Raw genomic sequence first — 17,793 nt, forward strand, 5'->3', positions numbered from 1 at the left:
TTGCGAGCAAGCTCGCTCCTACCTTTAAAACCCGCAGGCGTTATGACTTTAATTCTTGGTATCGACCCCGGCTCGCGCATCACCGGTTACGGTGTGGTTCGTGATACCGGCCGTGGCTGCGAGTACGTCGCCTCCGGTTGTATCCGCACCGGTGCCGGCGAGCTGGCTGAGCGACTGCAGATTGTCTATCGCGGGGTGCGGGAGATCATTCAGACCTACCATCCGGTGACCATGGGGATCGAAAAGGTGTTCATGGCCCGTAACGCTGATTCCGCCCTGAAACTGGGGCAGGCCCGTGGCGCGGCGATCGTGGCGGGTGCCGAGGAAAGCCTGGAAATTGCCGAATACAGCGCAACCCAGGTCAAGCAGGCAGTGGTCGGTACCGGCTCGGCCAACAAGGAGCAGGTGCAGATGATGGTCATGCACATGCTCAAGCTGACCAGCAAGCCGCAGATCGATGCTTCGGACGCCCTGGCCATTGCCATCTGTCATGCTCATACCCGCTCCAGTCTGCTGCCCCATGGTCTCGGGGCGGCACGCAGTCGTGGCGGGCGCCTGCGTCTCTGATAGCATCAGCAATCATTTTCATGGGGTGAGGGCGTTTCGCCTGGGTTGTCGGCGCCACTCCCTTGCTCCATCAGTCGCTGGCCCAGAGCTGGCCAACGCTCAAGGATTTGTAACGTGATTGGACGTTTGCGCGGCACCCTGGCTGAGAAGCAGCCTCCACACCTGATTCTGGATGTAAACGGTCTGGGTTATGAACTCGAAGTGCCCATGACGACCCTCTATCGCTTGCCGTCGGTCGGTGAGCCGCTGACGTTGCACACTCATCTGGTCGTGCGTGAAGACGCACAGTTACTCTATGGTTTCGTCGGCAAGCGTGAGCGCGATTTTTTCCGCGAGTTGATCCGCCTCAATGGTGTCGGGCCGAAACTGGCGCTGGCCTTGATGTCGAGTCTGGAAGTCGACGAACTGGTTCGTTGCGTACAGTCCCAGGACACTTCGGCGCTGACCAAGGTGCCAGGTGTGGGCAAGAAAACCGCCGAGCGTTTGCTGGTGGAACTCAAGGATCGCTTCAAGGCCTGGGAAACCGTACCGGCCATGTTTGCCCTGGTGCCGAACCAGCCGGATGGACCGGCCCCGGTGAACACTGCTGAAAATGACGCCGTCAGCGCCCTGATCTCCCTGGGCTACAAGCCGCAGGAAGCGAGCAAGGCGGTGTCTGCGATCAAGGAGAAAGGTTTGAGCAGTGAAGACATGATCCGTCGCGCCTTGAAGGGAATGATCTAAGTGATTGAAGCTGATCGTCTGATCGCCGCCACGCACAGTCCGCGTGAGCGCGAAGAAGTCCAGGACCGGGCGATCCGCCCGGTCAGCCTGGCGGAGTACATTGGCCAGCCGACCGTTCGCGAGCAGATGGAGTTGTTTATTCAGGCGGCTCGCGGTCGTAACGAGTCCCTGGATCACACGCTGATCTTCGGGCCGCCGGGCCTGGGCAAGACCACCCTCGCCAACATCATCGCCCAGGAAATGGGGGTGTCGATCAAGAGCACTTCGGGCCCGGTGCTGGAGCGTCCGGGTGATCTCGCGGCACTGTTGACCAACCTTGAGCCTCACGATGTGCTGTTCATCGACGAAATCCATCGCCTGTCGCCCATCGTTGAAGAAGTGCTGTACCCGGCCATGGAAGATTTCCAGCTCGACATCATGATTGGCGAAGGCCCGGCTGCGCGTTCGATCAAGCTCGATCTGCCACCGTTCACCCTGGTCGGCGCAACGACCCGGGCAGGCATGCTGACCAATCCGTTGCGCGACCGTTTCGGCATCGTTCAACGTCTTGAGTTCTACAATAACGCCGACTTGTCGACGATCGTCAGTCGTTCGGCGAGCATCCTGGGTTTGCCGCTGGACCCGGAAGGCGCCTTCGAAATCGCCCGCCGTGCCCGTGGCACGCCACGAATTGCCAACCGACTGTTGCGCCGGGTACGAGATTTCGCCGAAGTTCGCGCCAAGGGGCATATCACCAAGCCGATTGCCGACCTCGCGCTGAACCTGCTGGACGTCGACGAGCGTGGTTTCGATCACCAGGACCGGCGCCTGTTGCTGACCATGATCGAGAAGTTCGATGGCGGGCCGGTCGGGGTCGACAGTCTGGCTGCCGCCATCAGCGAAGAGCGTCACACCATTGAAGACGTGCTGGAGCCTTACCTGATCCAGCAGGGCTACATCATGCGCACGCCAAGGGGGCGAGTGGTGACGCGGCATGCCTATCTGCATTTCGGTTTAAACATTCCGTCACGATTGGGCGAAATGCCCGTGGCAGACGAGTTCCTCGGTGCCAGTGACGATTAATTAACGTTGCGTGCTGATTTTTTCGGGCAATGTAGGGTCCCAGGACCGTACTTTCGCAAGAAAGCCGCAGATCAATGAAAAACAGTTGCCTGGCCGGATTGGCAACCTGAGGAGTAAGCACTAGAGTATGCGCGCGCAAAACGGGCTTGAGCCTTTCGCACATCGTTGTCGCGTTTATTACGAGGACACCGATGCGGGCGGCATCGTGTATTACGTCAATTACCTCAAGTTTATGGAACGGGCTCGAACCGAGCGGCTGCGAGATCTGGGCTTTGCCCAATCACAGCTGGCAGGGGAGGACCTGTTGTTCGTCGTGCATTCCAGCGAAGCGCGCTACCACGCGCCGGCGCGACTGGACGACGAACTGCTGGTAAGCGCTGAAGTAATCGAATTGAACCGTGCCAGCCTGCGCTTCAAGCAGCAGGTCAGGCGGGCGACGGATAATGTGCTGCTCTGCGAAGGGCAGTTTCTGGTGGCCTGTGTGCGCACTGAAAGTTTGAAACCCCGGGCCATTCCCGAAGCTCTACGAGCGGCCTTTGCCGACGTGAGCGGCGCGGGTACACACTCAAAGCAGGAGATAAAGCGTGGAAGCTAACGTCGTCGACCATTCCTCCATGTGGAGCCTGGTCAGCAATGCCAGTATCGTGGTGCAACTGGTAATGCTGACCCTGGTAGCCGCATCGGTGACCTCGTGGATCATGATCTTTCAGCGCAGCAACTTGCTGCGCGCCGGTCGACGTGCCCTGGAGAGCTTTGAAGAGCGCTTCTGGTCGGGTATCGACCTGTCCAAGCTGTACCGCCAGGCCGGCAGCAATCCGGACCCCGATTCGGGTGTCGAGCAAATCTTCCGTGCCGGTTTCAAGGAATTCTCCCGCCTGCGCCAGCAGTCAGGCGTTGATCCGGAAGCGGTCATGGAAGGCGTGGCCCGTGCCATGCGCGTTGCGATTTCCCGCGAGGAAGAAAAGCTCGAACAGAGCCTGCCCTTTCTCGCCACTGTCGGTTCCGTCAGCCCCTACATCGGTCTGTTCGGTACCGTCTGGGGGATCATGAACTCCTTCCGTGGCCTGGCCACCGCCCAGCAAGCGACCCTGGCCACTGTGGCCCCGGGTATCGCCGAAGCACTGATCGCCACGGCCATCGGTCTGTTCGCGGCCATTCCAGCCGTTATCGCTTACAACCGTTTTGCTGCTCGCAGCGAAACCCTGCTGGGCCGCTACTACACCTTCGCCGACGAGTTCCAGGCGATCCTGCACCGCAAAGTGCACACCAGCGAAGAATAAGCAGGTAATTTCCAATGGCTTTAATCGCTCGAGCTCGCAAAAAGCGCAAGCCGGTCGCCGAGATGAACGTGGTGCCCTACATCGACGTGATGTTGGTGCTGCTGGTCATCTTCATGGTGACCGCGCCGATGCTCAATCAGGGCGTGAAAGTTGATCTGCCCAAGGTTTCCAGCGAAGCCTTGCCGCAGGACAACAACACCCAGGTCCTGACCATTTCCATCAAATCCGACAAGACCTACTACTGGAACCTTGGCAGCGAAGTCGACACGGACAAGCAGCAGGACCGGGCAATGACGTTGCCGCAGATGACTGACGCGGTGACCAAGATCATTCGCGTCGGCAACGAAGGCGGCAAGCATACCCAGGTCTTCATTCGCGGCGACAAATCCGTCGATTACGGTTCCGTCATGGGGGCCATGGGCGGGTTGCAGAAAGCCGGGGTCGGTAATGTTGGCTTGATTACCGAGGCGCCCTGATGCAGCAACAGCGAGAGCCGTCCGCCTCGGAAAGCTACTTCTGGCCTAGTGTCTGGGCGATTGGCTTGCACGTGCTGGTGTTCGGCATGCTGTTCGTCAGTTTTGCCTTTACCCCGGAGCTGCCGCCGGCCAAGCCGATTGTCCAGGCGACCTTGTACCAGCTGAAATCGAAAAGTCGGGCGACCACCCAGACCAATCAGAAGATTGCCGGAGAGGCGCAGAAATCTGCTGCGCGTCAGACCGAAGTCGAGCAGATGGAGCAGAAAAAGGTCGAGCAGGAAGCGGTGAAGGCTGCGGAACAAAAGAAAGAAGAGGCGGCTCAAAAGGCCGAGGAAGCCAAGAAGGCCGACGAGGCGAAGAAAGCGGACGAGGCGCAAAAGGCTGATGAAGCCAAGAAAGCCGACGACGCGAAGAAAGCCGCGCAAGCCAAGAAGGCAGAAGAGAAACAATTGGCTGATATAGCCAAGAAGAAAGCTGAAGAAGAAGCCAAGAAGGCTGCTGAAGAAGAGGCCAAGAAAGCGGCCGCTGAAGAAGCCAAGAAAAAGATCGTCGAAGACGCGAAGAAGAAAGCCGCGGAAGACGCCAAGAAGAAAGCCGAGGCTGAAGAGGCGAAGAAGAAAGTCGCCGAGGAAGCGAAGAAGAAAGCTGCTGCCGATGCTGCGAAGAAGAAATCGCAGGACGCGGCGCGTAAATCCGCCGAAGACAAAAAGGCCCAGGCCCTGGCAGATTTGCTTTCCGATACGCCGCAGCGTCAGCAGGCCTTGGCCGATGAGCAGGGTGACGAAGTCGCCGGCAGTTTCGATGACCTGATTCGTGCGCGTGCAGCGGAAGGCTGGGCTCGTCCACCTTCGGCACGCAAAGGCATGACGGTCGTGTTGCAAATCGGCATGTTGCCGGACGGTACGGTGACTTCGGTCAGCGTGTCCAGGTCCAGTGGCGACGGTCCGTTTGACGCATCGGCTGTTGCAGCAGTGAAGAATATTGGACGTTTGACAGAAATGCAGGGAATGAAGCCGAGTGATTTCGCTCCGTATCGTTCATTCAAGATGACATTCACACCTGAGGATCTAGCCTTGTGAGAAACCTTCTTCGAGGAATGCTGGTCGTTATCTGCTGCATGGCAGGGATGGCGATGGCAGATGAGAAAAACATTCTGGTTACCAGCGGCAGCGATCGGGCGACCCCGATCGCCGTTGTACCGTTCGGCTTCCAGGGCGGTAGCGTGCTGCCGGACGACATGGCGGAAATCATTGGTAACGACCTGCGCAACTCGGGTTACTACTCGCCGATTCCAAAGCAGAACATGATCAGCCAGCCGAGCCAGGCCGGCGAAATCATCTTCCGTGACTTCAAGGCACTGGGTGCCCAGTACGTCATGGTCGGCAGCATTGTTCCGGCGGGCGGTCGCCTGCAGGTGCAATATGCACTGTTCAACGTAGCCACCGAGCAGCAAGTGCTGACCGGCAGTGTGTCGGGCGGTGTCGATCAGTTGCGCGACATGGCGCACTACATCTCCGACCAGTCGTTCGAAAAACTCACGGGTATCAAGGGTGCCTTCTCGACTCGCCTGCTGTACGTAACGGCCGAGCGTTTCTCCGAGAACAACACTCGCTACACCCTGCAGCGTTCGGACTACGACGGTGCCCGCGCCGTGACCCTGTTGCAATCGCGTGAGCCGATCCTGTCGCCGCGTTTCGCACCGGATGGCAAGCGCATCGCTTATGTCTCCTTCGAGCAGAAGCGTCCGCGTATCTTCATGCAGAACATCGACACCGGTCGCCGTGAGCAGATCACCAACTTCGAAGGCCTGAACGGTGCGCCTGCCTGGTCGCCGGATGGCAATCGCCTGGCGTTCGTGCTGTCCAAGGACGGCAACCCGGACATCTATGTGATGAACCTGGGCTCGCGTCAGATCAGCCGTGTTACCAACGGTCCTGGCATCAACACCGAACCGTTCTGGGGCAAGGATGGCTCGACCATCTACTTCACTTCCGACCGTGGCGGCAAACCGCAGATCTACAAGACCAGCGCCGGTGGCGGCGGTGCCGAACGCGTGACTTTCGTCGGCAACTACAACGCCAACCCTAAATTGTCGGCTGATGAAAAGACGCTTGTCATGATTCACCGTCAGGATGGCTTTACCAATTTCAAGGTGGCGGCCCAGGATTTGCAACGTGGTAGTGTAAAAATCCTCACTGATAGCACTCTGGACGAGTCGCCTACTGTCGCGCCCAACGGCACCATGGTAATCTACGCCACCCGCCAGCAGGGCCGGGGAGTCTTGATGCTCGTGTCCATCAATGGACGCGTAAGGCTCCCGCTTCCTACCGCACAAGGCGAAGTCAGAGAACCTTCCTGGTCCCCTTACCTGAACTGACGCGGCGCTATACGTTGTACTTAACACACTGGGGTTCATTAGGAGTTTCACGATGGAAATGCTGAAGTTTGGTAAATTTGCTGCGCTGGCACTGGCCATGGCTGTAGCTGTAGGTTGCTCGTCCAAAGGCGGCGACAATGCCGGTGAAGGCGCGGTAGATCCAAACGCTGGTTACGGCGCAAACACTGGTGCAGTTGACGGCTCCCTGAGCGAAGAAGCTGCACTGCGCGCTATCACCACTTTCTACTTCGAATACGACAGCTCGGACCTGAAGCCAGAAGCCATGCGCGCTCTGGACGTTCACGCCAAAGACCTGAAAGCAAACGGCGCTCGCGTTGTTCTGGAAGGCAACACCGACGAACGTGGTACTCGTGAGTACAACATGGCACTGGGCGAGCGTCGTGCGAAAGCCGTTCAGCGTTACCTGGTACTGCAAGGTGTTTCCCCAGCTCAGCTGGAACTGGTTTCCTACGGCGAAGAGCGTCCAGTTGCTACCGGCAACGACGAGCAGTCCTGGGCTCAAAACCGTCGCGTCGAACTGCGTAAGTAATTCGTCATGCGAACGTGCCGTCGTGCTGTAACTGTTCTGGCTCTCAGCCTCGCACCGCTTGCGGCGTGGGCTGCGGTTCCTGTGGTCGATAATGACTCCGGCTATAACAATAGCGGGAGCAGTTATCCGCCTGCAGGTTACGGTACGAACGGCGCCTATGCCGGGGGAGGGGTTTCTACCCCTGTCTCGGCACAGGGCCAGCTGTTCAACCAACTGCAACAAATGCAGGAACAGATCTCGCGCCAACAGGGTGTGATCGAAGAACTGCAAAATGATGTGGCGCGCATGAAGCAGGAAAGCCTGGAGCGATACCAGGATCTTGATCGGCGCATAGGAACCGGTGTTGCACCAGCCGCGACTCCTGAAAATTCTTCCACCGGTGGTGAATTGAACGCCCCCGGTGCAGCCGCAGGTGCAGCAGCTGGCGCAGCCGCCGCTCAAGCACCTGCCGCGGGTAGCGAACCGGCAGATCCGGCGAAGGAAAAGCTCTATTACGATGCTGCCTTCGACCTGATCAAAGCCAAGGATTTCGACAAGGCCAGCCAGGCTTTCGCCGCATTCCTGCGCAAATACCCGAACAGTCAGTACGCGGGCAATGCCCAGTACTGGCTGGGCGAAGTGAACCTGGCCAAAGGCGATCTGCAAGGTGCAGGTCAGGCATTTGCCAAGGTTTCGCAGCTGTATCCCAAGCACGCCAAGGTGCCTGATTCGCTGTACAAACTCGCTGATGTAGAGCGCCGTCTCGGTCATACCGACCGGGTCAAAGGCATTCTGCAGCAGGTGGTGTCCCAGTATCCGGGCACTTCCGCTGCTCAGCTGGCACAGCGTGACCTGCAGAAAATGTAAGGCGGCTTGAGCCGTTTCAAAGAAACCCGCGCTTGTCGCGGGTTTTTTCGTTAGAATTCACCCCCTTTTTCTGAAACACGCTTTTTGGGATCTGCGCATTGCCGGGGTTCCTTGAAGTGCCTGACGGAGGCGGACAGCCTGTTTAGCTGTTACGCCCGTGGCGACTATGCAAGACACATTGAGAATCACCGAAGTTTTCTACTCGTTGCAGGGTGAAACTCGGACTGCCGGCCTGCCCACGGTTTTTGTGCGCCTGACCGGTTGCCCGTTGCGTTGCCAATACTGCGACAGCGCCTACGCGTTCACTGGCGGAACCATTCGCACCCTCGACGACATCCTCGAGCAGGTCGCCGGTTTCCGCCCGCGTTATGTCTGTGTCACGGGCGGCGAGCCCCTGGCGCAACCCAACGCCATTCCCTTGCTCAAGCGCTTGTGCGACGCCGGTTACGAAGTGTCACTGGAAACCAGTGGCTCTATCGATATCTCGGCAGTAGATTCCCGGGTCAGTCGCGTTGTCGACCTGAAAACCCCGGGTTCGAAGGAAGCGCACCGCAATCGCTACGAAAACATCGAGCTGCTCACGCCCAACGATCAGGTGAAGTTTGTCATCTGTTCGCGGGAGGACTATGACTGGTCCGTTTCCAAACTGATCCAGTACGGTCTGGACCAGCGCGCTGGCGAAGTCCTGTTCTCGCCAAGCCACCATGATCTCAATGCCCGGGACCTGGCGGACTGGGTGGTGGCGGACAACCTGCCAGTGCGTTTGCAATTGCAGCTGCATAAATATCTATGGAATGACGAGCCGGGGCGCTGAAATGACTGAACAACTCAACACTGCTGAAAAACGTGCGGTCATCCTGCTGTCCGGTGGCCTGGACTCGGCGACCGTGGTAGCCATGGCGCGCGCCGAAGGCTACAGCTGCTACACCATGAGCTTCGACTACGGTCAGCGCTCTCACGCCGAACTGCACGCCGCCGAGCGCGTGGCGCGGGATCTGGGTGTGGTCGAGCACAAGGTAATCGGCCTGAACCTGAACGGCATGGGCGGCTCGGCGCTGACCGACCGCAGCATCGATATACCGGAAGAGCTGGGTGAGGGTATTCCTGTCACTTACGTGCCTGCGCGTAACACGGTGTTCCTGTCCCTGGCCCTGGGCTGGGCTGAAGTGCTCGGTGCGCGGGACATCTTCATCGGCGTCAATGCGGTGGATTACTCCGGTTACCCGGACTGCCGCCCCGAGTTCATCGAATCGTTCGAGCGCATGGCCAACCTGGCGACCAAAGCCGGCGTGGAAGGCAATGGCTTCCGCATTCAGGCGCCGCTGCAGAACCTCAGCAAGGCGCAGGTCGTCCAGGCGGGCGTGAAGCTTGGCGTGAACTACGGGCTGACCGTTTCCTGCTATCAGGCCGACGATGATGGCCGTGCGTGCGGCAAATGCGACAGCTGCCGACTGCGCGCGGAAGGCTTTGCAGCGGCCGGAATCAGCGATCCAACACCTTATTTTTGATTATTTTCAAAATAGGTGTTGAATAGTCCTTAAAAATCAGTATTATACGCGCCACCACACAGCGGGTCGTTAGCTCAGTTGGTAGAGCAGTTGGCTTTTAACCAATTGGTCGTAGGTTCGAATCCCACACGACCCACCATTTTTGGCGGTTTAGAAAATCCGGAAGGCCCACGAAAGTGAGGATTTCCGGGTTTTTTTTTGCCCGCGATTAAAGTCCGCCTCGCTTCGGGCTGCTGCGCAAGGCGCAGGTCAGAATCATCTTTTGCATCTGCCGGATATTCTGTAGCCTTGCGCAGCTTCAACGCTGTCCGTGCCTGATGAATACCCACTTTCCCGGCGGTACCCTGAAGGGGTCGGAGCCGGGTGTATACTCGACTTTCGCGCGAATGCGCTTGCAGGTCTTGCGAACATGACGCAAATATCCGAACGCCTTCTGGTTCAAGCCCACCTCGACGCCAAACAGCCCAAACCGCTGACCGCCGATGAAGAGGCTTACTACCGTGCCGCCATCGCTGCCGAGCTCAAGGCTCAGGACGCGGTGCTGGTGGCCCACTTCTATTGTGACCCTGTCATTCAGGCGCTGGCCGAAGAGACGGGGGGTTGTGTCTCCGACTCGCTGGAGATGGCCCGCTTCGGCAATGCCCATCCGGCCAAGACCGTGGTCGTCGCCGGCGTGAAGTTCATGGGGGAGACTGCCAAGATCCTCAATCCGGAAAAGCGCGTGCTGATGCCGACCCTCGAAGCGACCTGTTCGCTCGACCTGGGGTGCCCGGTGGACGAGTTTTCCGCGTTCTGCGATCAACACCCGGAGCGCACGGTCGTGGTGTACGCCAACACTTCCGCTGCGGTAAAAGCCCGCGCGGATTGGGTGGTGACTTCAAGCTGTGCGCTGGAAATCGTCGAAAGCCTGATGGACAACGGCGAGACCATCATCTGGGGCCCGGACAAGCATCTGGGTACCTACATCCAGCGTCAGACCGGTGCCGACATGCTGCTGTGGGACGGTGCCTGCATCGTTCACGAAGAGTTCAAGTCCAAGCAGCTTGAAGACATGAAGGCGCTGTACCCGGATGCGGCGATCCTGGTGCACCCGGAGTCGCCGACTTCGGTGATTGAGCTGGCCGACGCCGTGGGCTCCACCAGCCAGTTGATCGCGGCGGCACAGAGCCTGCCGAACAAGACGCTGATCGTTGCCACCGACCGCGGCATCTTCTACAAGATGCAGCAGCTGTGCCCGGACAAGGTCTTTATCGAAGCCCCAACGGCGGGTAACGGCGCGGCGTGCCGCAGTTGTGCACATTGCCCGTGGATGGCCATGAACACCCTTGAGCGCACGCTCAAGGCGTTGAAAGAAGGCGCGAACGAGATCTTTGTCGATCCGGCGCTGATCCCGCAGGCGATTCGACCGCTCAAGCGGATGCTGGACTTTACCCAGGCGGCGCGGATGAAGCTGGCCGGGAACGCCTGAGGTTTATCAGGCAGGTCGCAACAATTGTGGGGGCGGGCTTGCTCGCGAAGGCGTAGTGTCAGGCAACATTGATATAGGCTGACACGCCGCTTTCGCGAGCAAGCCCGCTCCCACAGTGATTTTTGCCGACCCCGATTATTTGGTCTTCTTCGGAATCCGCACCAGTTGCGTGTTGGAATACATGTCGTGCCAACTGCGTTTTTGCTTGTCGAACAGCGACCAGAAGAACCCAAGGCCAACACACAGCAAGGAAGCGATCGACACCACAAAGCGCAACAGCGCCTGCCACAGGCTGATGGATGAGCCGTCGGCGTTCTGGACGCGAATGCACCAGACCTGCATGCCCAAGGTCTGACCCGACCAGGTCCAGAATTTGGCGAAGAAGCCAAACAGTACGAACAGCAGGACTGTGGAGAGCAGGGGATCGCCGTCCAGCGCGCCGGCTTCGGTCAGGGTGCGCATCCTTTCTTCGCCGATGATCGCCATCTGGATCATCTTGTAGATGCCGCTGGTGACGATCAGCAGGGCGGTGCACAGCAGGAAATCATAGAACATGGCTGCCAGACGACGACCCAGACCAGCGGCAGGAAAGTCGCCCTGGGGAGTAAGCAGGTGTTTCGACATGGCAGGCTCTCGGCGGAAAAAGAAGCCATTTTACGGATTTGCGCGCACAAAAAAGCCCCTGATGTCAGCATCAGGGGCTTTTTCGTTACAGAAGATTAGGCTTCTGCTTGTACTTCGTCAGCCTGCATGCCTTTCTGGCCCTGCACGGCGATGAAAGTCACTTTCTGGCCTTCTTTCAGGCTCTTGAAGCCGTTGCCCTGGATGGCGCGGAAATGCACGAACAGATCCGGACCGCTTTCAGGAGTGATAAAACCAAAACCTTTCTCGTCGTTAAACCACTTGACGGTACCGCTCTGACGTTGGGACATTTCTTATTTCCTTTGACGCAAAAAATTAATGACAGTCTCCTTCTCATGAAAGAGTACTGGGGCTGGTTGCAGGAGAGTAAGAAGACGTCGAACGGGATGTAGCTAACTTGTAGGCTACTGCCCAGGTCACGATTCCAAGCGACCCATGCAAACACAGTGAACAAACTCTACGCCAACTACGGGAGAAAAAACAAGCCCTGTGAAGGCCCCGTATTTCCTCAGGTTGATGGCAAAGTCAGTCCACTAGTGGGGCCTTATACGCTAGCGCTGTTCAAATGTTTTCGATCGTTATAAGCAAAGTTCATAATCGAAGCTTAGAGCCAAACAATGCACTATTTTATGGCGGTTGCGTTACACATTAGTGCACAGTTAACGCAACCGCGTTACTTATAGGAACATTCAATCAGCCGCGATAGTAGCGTTGTGGAACAAATGGCATTTTGCTTACAAGCAAAGGCACCTTTTTCCCACGCACAATCGCCCAGACGGGGGTGTCCAGTGCGATATAGGCGCTGTCGACATAACCCATGGCCAGCGGCCCGCCCAGGGTCGGCCCGAAACCGCCACTGCAGACGCTACCGATGATGTCGCCAGCTTCGTTGACGATCTCGGCGCCCTCGCGCACCGGTGTGCGTTCCTGCGGTAACAGGCCGACGCGCTTGCGGCTGACACCTGCCTGTTGCTGGGCGAACACGGTTTCGGCGCCAGGGAAGCCGCCGGCCCGAGCGCCATCGGCGCGACGCGGCTTGGAGATCGCCCACAGCAGGCTCGCTTCGATCGGGCTGGTCTCGGTGTTCATGTCATGCCCGTACAGGCACAAGCCCGCCTCCAGGCGCAGGGAATCGCGGGCGCCAAGGCCGATGGCGGCCACTTCCGGTTCGGCCAGCAGGGCGCGAGCCAGGGCTTCGGCGTTGGCGGCGGGGACGGAAATTTCGAAACCGTCTTCGCCGGTGTAACCCGAGCGGCTGACAAAACAGTCCACGCCCAGCAGCTTCACGCGGGCGAACTGCATGAAGGTCATCTTCGCAACTTCAGGTGCCAGGCGCTCCAGTACCGTCACGGCAGCCGGGCCTTGCAGGGCGAGCAGCGCACGCTCTTCGAACAAAGGCTCGATCGTGCACTGCTCACCGATGTGCTTGCGCAGGTGGGCCAGGTCCTGATCCTTGCAAGCGGCGTTGACCACCAGGAACAGTTCGTCATTGCCCAGATTGGCGACCATCAGGTCATCGAGGATGCCGCCCGTCGCATTGGTGAACATCGCGTAACGCTGCATGCCCACCGGCAGGTCGATGATGTCCACCGGCACCAGGGTTTCCAGGGCCTTGGCGGCATCGGCGCCGGTCAGGCGGATCTGGCCCATGTGCGAGACATCGAACAGCCCGGCCTGGTCGCGGGTGTGCTGGTGTTCTTTCATCACGCCCAGCGGGTATTGCACCGGCATGTCATAGCCGGCGAACGGCACCATGCGCGCGCCGAGTTCGATGTGCAGTGCGTGCAACGGGGTTTTCAACAGTTGTTCGGTGGACATATTCAGCTCCTGAAGAAGGGTGCAGATGAGCGCGCATCAGCACTCGATAATGTTGACCGCCAAACCGCCACGGGCGGTTTCCTTGTATTTGCTTTTCATGTCGGCGCCGGTCTGGCGCATGGTGCGGATGACCTTGTCGAGGGAGACGAAATGTTGCCCGTCGCCACGCATGGCCATGCGCACCGCATTGATGGCCTTGACCGAACCCATGGCGTTGCGCTCGATGCAAGGCACCTGCACCAGCCCGCCAATCGGGTCGCAGGTCAGCCCGAGGTTGTGTTCCATGCCGATTTCCGCGGCGTTCTCCACTTGTTGCACGCTGCCACCGAGCACTTCGCACAAGGCTCCGGCCGCCATCGAGCAGGCGACGCCGACTTCACCCTGGCAGCCGACTTCGGCGCCGGAAATCGAGGCGTTTTCCTTGTACAGAATGCCGATGGCGGCGGCAGTGAGGAGAAAACGCACCACCCCGTCATCATTCGCGCCGGGGATAAAGCGCATGTAGTAATGCAGTACCGCCGGAATGATCCCGGCCGCACCATTGGTGGGTGCCGTGACCACGCGTCCGCCGTTGGCGTTTTCTTCGTTGACGGCCAGGGCGTACAGGTTGACCCAGTCCAGCACTGACAGCGGATCGCGCAAGGACGATTCAGGGTTGCTGCACAATTGCCGATGCAGCGCAGCCGCCCGGCGCTTGACCTTCAAGCCACCGGGCAGGATGCCTTCATTACGGCAACCGGCGGCGACGCAGTCCTGCATGACCTGCCAGATTTTCAGCAGACCGGCGCGGGTTTCCGCTTCCGGGCGCCAGGCGCTTTCGTTCGTCAACATCACCTGGCTGATCGACAGGCCGTATTTGGCGCAATGAGCGAGCAGGTCCTTGGCGCTTTTGAAGGGGAAGGTCAGGGGCGTGGCGTCTTCGACGATGCGGTCGGCGCCGGCGGCGTCCTCATCGACCACGAAACCGCCGCCGACCGAGTAGTACTCGCGGCTGCGGATCTGCAAACCCGCCGCGTCGAAGGCGCGAAAAATCATGCCGTTGGGGTGATAGGGCAAGGGTTTGCGAATCATCGCCAGGTGTTCTTTCTCGTTGAACGCAATGCTGTGTTCGCCGAGCAGGTTCAAGCGTGCGTTGCTGCGGATTTCTTGCAGGCGCGCAGCGACGGTTTCGGTATCCACGGTGTCCGGGTGTTCGCCTTCCAGGCCCAGCAGCACAGCCTTGTCACTGCCGTGGCCTTTGCCGGTGGCGCCGAGCGAGCCGTACAGCTCGACCTTGACGCAGGTGGTGGCCGTCAGCAGCCCTTCACGGCGCAGGCCTTCGACGAAGCGTACAGCGGCGCGCATGGGACCGACGGTGTGGGAGCTGGAGGGGCCGATGCCAATCTTGAACAGGTCGAACACGCTTAACGACATGGTGGTTCTCCGGTTTCTTGTTATAGGAATTCACGGAATCGGAAGGTTGGCGCAATTCACTGTGGGAGCGAGCTTGCTCGCGATGACGGTCTGACACTCACCATAGATGTCGACTGAAAGACCGCTATCGCGAGCAAGCTCGCTCCCACAGGGGACTGTGGTGTTTTTGCAAAAGGGGGGGCGGGATCAACCGCCCCCTCATTGCTTTAAGCGTAGCTTTCGATCGACGGGCAGGCGCAGACCAGGTTGCGGTCACCAAACACGTTGTCGACGCGACCGACCGGCGGCCAGTACTTGCCTTCGATCAGCGACGCAACCGGGTAAACCGCTTGCTCGCGGCTGTACGGGTGCGACCACTCGCCGACCAGTTCCTTGGCGGTGTGCGGAGCGTTTTTCAGCGGGTTGTCGTCCTTGTCCAGGGTGCCGTTTTCCACCGCGCGGATTTCTTCGCGGATGCGGATCATGGCGTCGCAGAAGCGGTCCAGTTCTTCCTTGGATTCGCTTTCGGTCGGCTCGATCATCAGCGTGCCGGCTACCGGGAACGACATGGTCGGCGCGTGGAAACCGAAGTCGATCAGGCGCTTGGCCACGTCATCGACGCTGATGCCGCTGCTGTCTTTCAATGGACGCAGGTCGAGGATGCACTCATGCGCCACCAGGCCGTTGCTGCCGGTGTACAGCACGGGATAGTGCTCTTCGAGGCGACGGGAGATGTAGTTGGCATTGAGGATCGCCAGCTGCGAAGCACGCTTGAGGCCCGCGCCACCCATCATGCGAATGTACATCCAGGTGATCGGCAGAATGCTCGCGCTGCCGAACGGTGCCGCGCAAACGGCGCCTTCCTTGCGCTCCATCTGTGCGTGGCCCGGCAGGAACGGCGCCAGGTGCGATTTCACACCGATCGGGCCAACGCCCGGGCCGCCACCACCGTGGGGGATGCAGAAGGTCTTGTGCAGGTTCAGGTGCGACACGTCGCCGCCGAACTTGCCCGGCGCGCAGAGGCCGACCATGGCGTTCATGTTGGCGCCGTCGATGTACACCTGGCCACCGTTGTCATGAACGATGCCGCAGATTTCGCGGATGCCTTCTTCGAACACGCCGTGGGTCGACGGGTAGGTGATCATCAGCGCGGCGAGGTGTTCGCGGTGCTCGATGGCCTTGGCGCGCAGGTCTTCGATGTCGACGTTGCCACGGGCATCGCACGCGGTCACGACCACACGCATACCGGCCATCTGAGCGGTGGCCGGGTTGGTGCCGTGGGCCGACGACGGGATCAGGCAGATGTCGCGGCGGTCTTCGCCACGGCTCTGGTGGTAGGCGCGGATCGCCAAGAGACCTGCGTATTCACCCTGGGAACCGGCGTTCGGTTGCAGCGAAACCGAGTCGTAGCCGGTCGCAGCGCACAGCATGGCTTCCAGTTCGTCGGTCAATTGCTGATAACCGGCGCTTTGCTCGGCCGGGGCGAACGGGTGCAGGGCACCGAACTCGGCCCAGGTCACCGGGATCATTTCGCTGGCGGCGTTGAGTTTCATGGTGCACGAACCCAGCGGGATCATGGTGCGGTCCAGCGCCAGGTCCTTGTCCGCCAGTTTGCGCAGGTAGCGCATCAGCTCGGTTTCCGAGTGATAGCGGTTGAACACCGGGTGGCTGAGGATCGGCGACTGACGTACCAGCGCGGCCGGGATGGCGCTCTGCACCGAGGCGGCGAGGGCGGCGAAGTCCGGCAGGGCCTTGCCGTCGGACAGCAGGCTCCACAGGGTTTCAACGTCGGCCTGAGTGGTGGTTTCGTCCAGGGACAGGCCCAGGCGTTCGCCATCGACCACGCGCAGGTTGATGCGCTGGGCGTGCGCCTTGTCGTGCAGGGCGGCGGTTTGAGCGCCGGTCTTCACGGTCAGGGTGTCGAAGAAGTTCGCTTGCTCGACGTTCAGACCCAATGCGCTCAAGCCTTTGACCAGGATCGCAGTCAGGTGATGCACACGATTGGCGATCTGCGTCAGGCCTTTCGGACCGTGGTACACGGCGTACATGCTGGCGATGTTGGCCAGCAGCACTTGCGCGGTGCAGATGTTCGACGTGGCTTTCTCGCGACGGATGTGTTGTTCGCGGGTCTGCATGGCCAAACGCAGGGCCGGGTTGCCGAAACGGTCTACGGAAACACCGACCAGGCGGCCCGGCATGTCACGCTTGAAGGCATCCTTGGTGGAGAAGTACGCCGCGTGCGGGCCACCAAAGCCCAGCGGCACGCCGAAGCGCTGTGCGCTGCCGATGGCCACGTCGGCACCGAATTCGCCCGGTGCGGTCAGCACGGTCAGGGCCAGCAGGTCGGCTGCCACGGCGACGAGGGCGTTGGCGGCGTGGAAACGTTCGGTCAGCTCGCGGTAATCGAACACGTCACCGTTGCTTGCCGGGTATTGCAGCAGGGCGCCGAAGAACGGCGTCACGTCGGTCAGTTCGCGCTCGTCGCCAACCACTACGTCGATGCCCAGAGGCTCGGCACGGGTGCGCAGTACGTCGAGGGTCTGCGGGTGGCAATGCACGGAGGCGAAGAACTGGTGGCTGCCTTTGTTCTTGCTCAGGCGTTTGCAGAAGGTCATGGCTTCGGCAGCGGCGGTGGCTTCGTCGAGCAGCGAGGCGTTGGCGATCGGCAGGCCGGTGAGGTCGCTGATCAGGGTCTGGAAGTTCAGCAGCGCTTCGAGACGGCCCTGGGAGATTTCTGGCTGGTACGGGGTGTAGGCGGTATACCAGGCCGGGTTTTCCAGCAGGTTGCGCAGGATCGGCGACGGCGTGTGGGTGCCGTAGTAACCCTGGCCGATGAAGGTCTTGAACAGCTGGTTTTTGCTCGCGATGGACTTGATCAGGGCCAGGGCATCGGCTTCGCTCAAACCGTCTTCCAGGCCGAGGACGCTGGTGCCCTTGATGCTGTCGGGAATCACGCTGGCGCTCAGGGCTTCCAGGGAGTCGAAGCCGAGGCTGTTGAGCATGGCCTGCTCGTCACCGGCGCGCGGGCCGATGTGACGGCCGATGAATTCGTTGGCGGTGGTCAGATTGATCTGGGTCATGTCA

General features: G+C 59.8%; 18 protein-coding genes and 1 tRNA gene. 14 read left to right on the forward strand and 5 right to left on the reverse strand.

The features are described from left to right. Nucleotides 1-42: 42 nt before the first annotated feature. From ruvC to nadA, 14 genes are all read left to right on the forward strand, one after another. Entirely contained in the window at nt 43-567 is a 525-nt protein-coding gene (gene ruvC, locus Q8X48_RS01540; protein ID WP_095965392.1) for a crossover junction endodeoxyribonuclease RuvC, read from the forward strand. Nucleotides 568-681: 114 nt separating this feature from the next. Further along, nucleotides 682-1,290 carry a Holliday junction branch migration protein RuvA gene (gene ruvA, locus Q8X48_RS01545; RefSeq protein WP_007995640.1) on the forward strand — a complete coding sequence of 203 codons (609 nt, stop codon included), beginning with the start codon at nt 682-684 and terminating at the stop codon, nt 1,288-1,290. Further along, nucleotides 1,291-2,352, forward strand: a complete 1,062-nt coding sequence (gene ruvB, locus Q8X48_RS01550) for a Holliday junction branch migration DNA helicase RuvB (RefSeq protein WP_015096600.1) — start codon at nt 1,291-1,293, stop codon at nt 2,350-2,352. It abuts the gene before it with no gap. A gap of 127 nt (nt 2,353-2,479) precedes the next feature. Beyond that, entirely contained in the window at nt 2,480-2,947 is a 468-nt protein-coding gene (gene ybgC / locus Q8X48_RS01555; protein WP_007990726.1) for a tol-pal system-associated acyl-CoA thioesterase, read from the forward strand. Next, on the forward strand, nt 2,937-3,632 hold the full coding sequence (gene tolQ, locus Q8X48_RS01560; RefSeq protein WP_007977321.1) for a protein TolQ: 696 nt from the start codon (nt 2,937-2,939) through the stop codon (nt 3,630-3,632). Before ybgC ends, tolQ begins: the two co-directional genes overlap by 11 nt. Before the next feature lie 23 nt (nt 3,633-3,655). Then, a complete protein-coding gene (gene tolR, locus Q8X48_RS01565; RefSeq protein WP_172435709.1) occupies nt 3,656-4,108 on the forward strand; it encodes a protein TolR in 453 nt (150 codons plus the stop codon). Next, nucleotides 4,108-5,187, forward strand: coding sequence for a cell envelope integrity protein TolA (gene tolA, locus Q8X48_RS01570; RefSeq protein WP_095965390.1), 1,080 nt, complete (start codon nt 4,108-4,110; stop codon nt 5,185-5,187). Before tolR ends, tolA begins: the two co-directional genes overlap by 1 nt. 17 nt (nt 5,188-5,204) lie before the next feature. Next, nucleotides 5,205-6,485, forward strand: a complete 1,281-nt coding sequence (gene tolB / locus Q8X48_RS01575; protein ID WP_162831820.1) for a Tol-Pal system beta propeller repeat protein TolB — start codon at nt 5,205-5,207, stop codon at nt 6,483-6,485. A 52-nt stretch (nt 6,486-6,537) separates the two neighbouring features. Next, nucleotides 6,538-7,035, forward strand: coding sequence for a peptidoglycan-associated lipoprotein Pal (gene pal, locus Q8X48_RS01580; RefSeq protein ID WP_003178634.1), 498 nt, complete (start codon nt 6,538-6,540; stop codon nt 7,033-7,035). A 6-nt stretch (nt 7,036-7,041) separates the two neighbouring features. Next, nucleotides 7,042-7,881, forward strand: coding sequence for a tol-pal system protein YbgF (ybgF, locus tag Q8X48_RS01585; RefSeq protein WP_015096597.1), 840 nt, complete (start codon nt 7,042-7,044; stop codon nt 7,879-7,881). Nucleotides 7,882-8,047: 166 nt separating this feature from the next. After that, on the forward strand, nt 8,048-8,695 hold the full coding sequence (gene queE / locus Q8X48_RS01590; RefSeq protein ID WP_007995628.1) for a 7-carboxy-7-deazaguanine synthase QueE: 648 nt from the start codon (nt 8,048-8,050) through the stop codon (nt 8,693-8,695). 1 nt (nt 8,696) lies between these two features. After that, a complete protein-coding gene (queC, locus tag Q8X48_RS01595; protein WP_407799243.1) occupies nt 8,697-9,389 on the forward strand; it encodes a 7-cyano-7-deazaguanine synthase QueC in 693 nt (230 codons plus the stop codon). A gap of 63 nt (nt 9,390-9,452) precedes the next feature. Then, nucleotides 9,453-9,528: transfer RNA gene (locus tag Q8X48_RS01600), tRNA-Lys, on the forward strand. A 270-nt stretch (nt 9,529-9,798) separates the two neighbouring features. Then, nucleotides 9,799-10,857: a quinolinate synthase NadA gene (gene nadA, locus Q8X48_RS01605; protein ID WP_007995624.1), complete on the forward strand. Its 1,059-nt coding sequence runs from the start codon at nt 9,799-9,801 to the stop codon at nt 10,855-10,857. A 135-nt stretch (nt 10,858-10,992) separates the two neighbouring features. On the opposite strand, the gene Q8X48_RS01610 is transcribed toward nadA, so the two are convergent. The 5 genes from Q8X48_RS01610 to gcvP all read right to left on the reverse strand — a co-directional run bounded on the left by Q8X48_RS01610 (nt 10,993) and on the right by gcvP (nt 17,789). After that, complete coding sequence (locus tag Q8X48_RS01610) at nt 10,993-11,481, reverse strand: RDD family protein (RefSeq protein ID WP_407799244.1); 489 nt, start codon at nt 11,479-11,481, stop codon at nt 10,993-10,995. 95 nt (nt 11,482-11,576) lie between these two features. Beyond that, on the reverse strand, nt 11,577-11,789 hold the full coding sequence (locus Q8X48_RS01615) for a cold-shock protein (protein WP_007977299.1): 213 nt from the start codon (nt 11,787-11,789) through the stop codon (nt 11,577-11,579). A gap of 403 nt (nt 11,790-12,192) precedes the next feature. Next, nucleotides 12,193-13,317, reverse strand: a complete 1,125-nt coding sequence (gene gcvT / locus Q8X48_RS01620) for a glycine cleavage system aminomethyltransferase GcvT (RefSeq protein WP_407799245.1) — start codon at nt 13,315-13,317, stop codon at nt 12,193-12,195. Nucleotides 13,318-13,353: 36 nt separating this feature from the next. Next, on the reverse strand, nt 13,354-14,730 hold the full coding sequence (locus Q8X48_RS01625) for an L-serine ammonia-lyase (protein WP_015096592.1): 1,377 nt from the start codon (nt 14,728-14,730) through the stop codon (nt 13,354-13,356). 206 nt (nt 14,731-14,936) lie between these two features. Beyond that, on the reverse strand, nt 14,937-17,789 hold the full coding sequence (gene gcvP / locus Q8X48_RS01630) for an aminomethyl-transferring glycine dehydrogenase (protein ID WP_407799246.1): 2,853 nt from the start codon (nt 17,787-17,789) through the stop codon (nt 14,937-14,939). Nucleotides 17,790-17,793 lie beyond the last annotated feature (4 nt).

It is taken from the genome of Pseudomonas sp. QLc11A (assembly GCF_052112305.1).
Classification (GTDB): Bacteria; Pseudomonadota; Gammaproteobacteria; order Pseudomonadales; family Pseudomonadaceae; genus Aquipseudomonas; species Aquipseudomonas laurylsulfatiphila.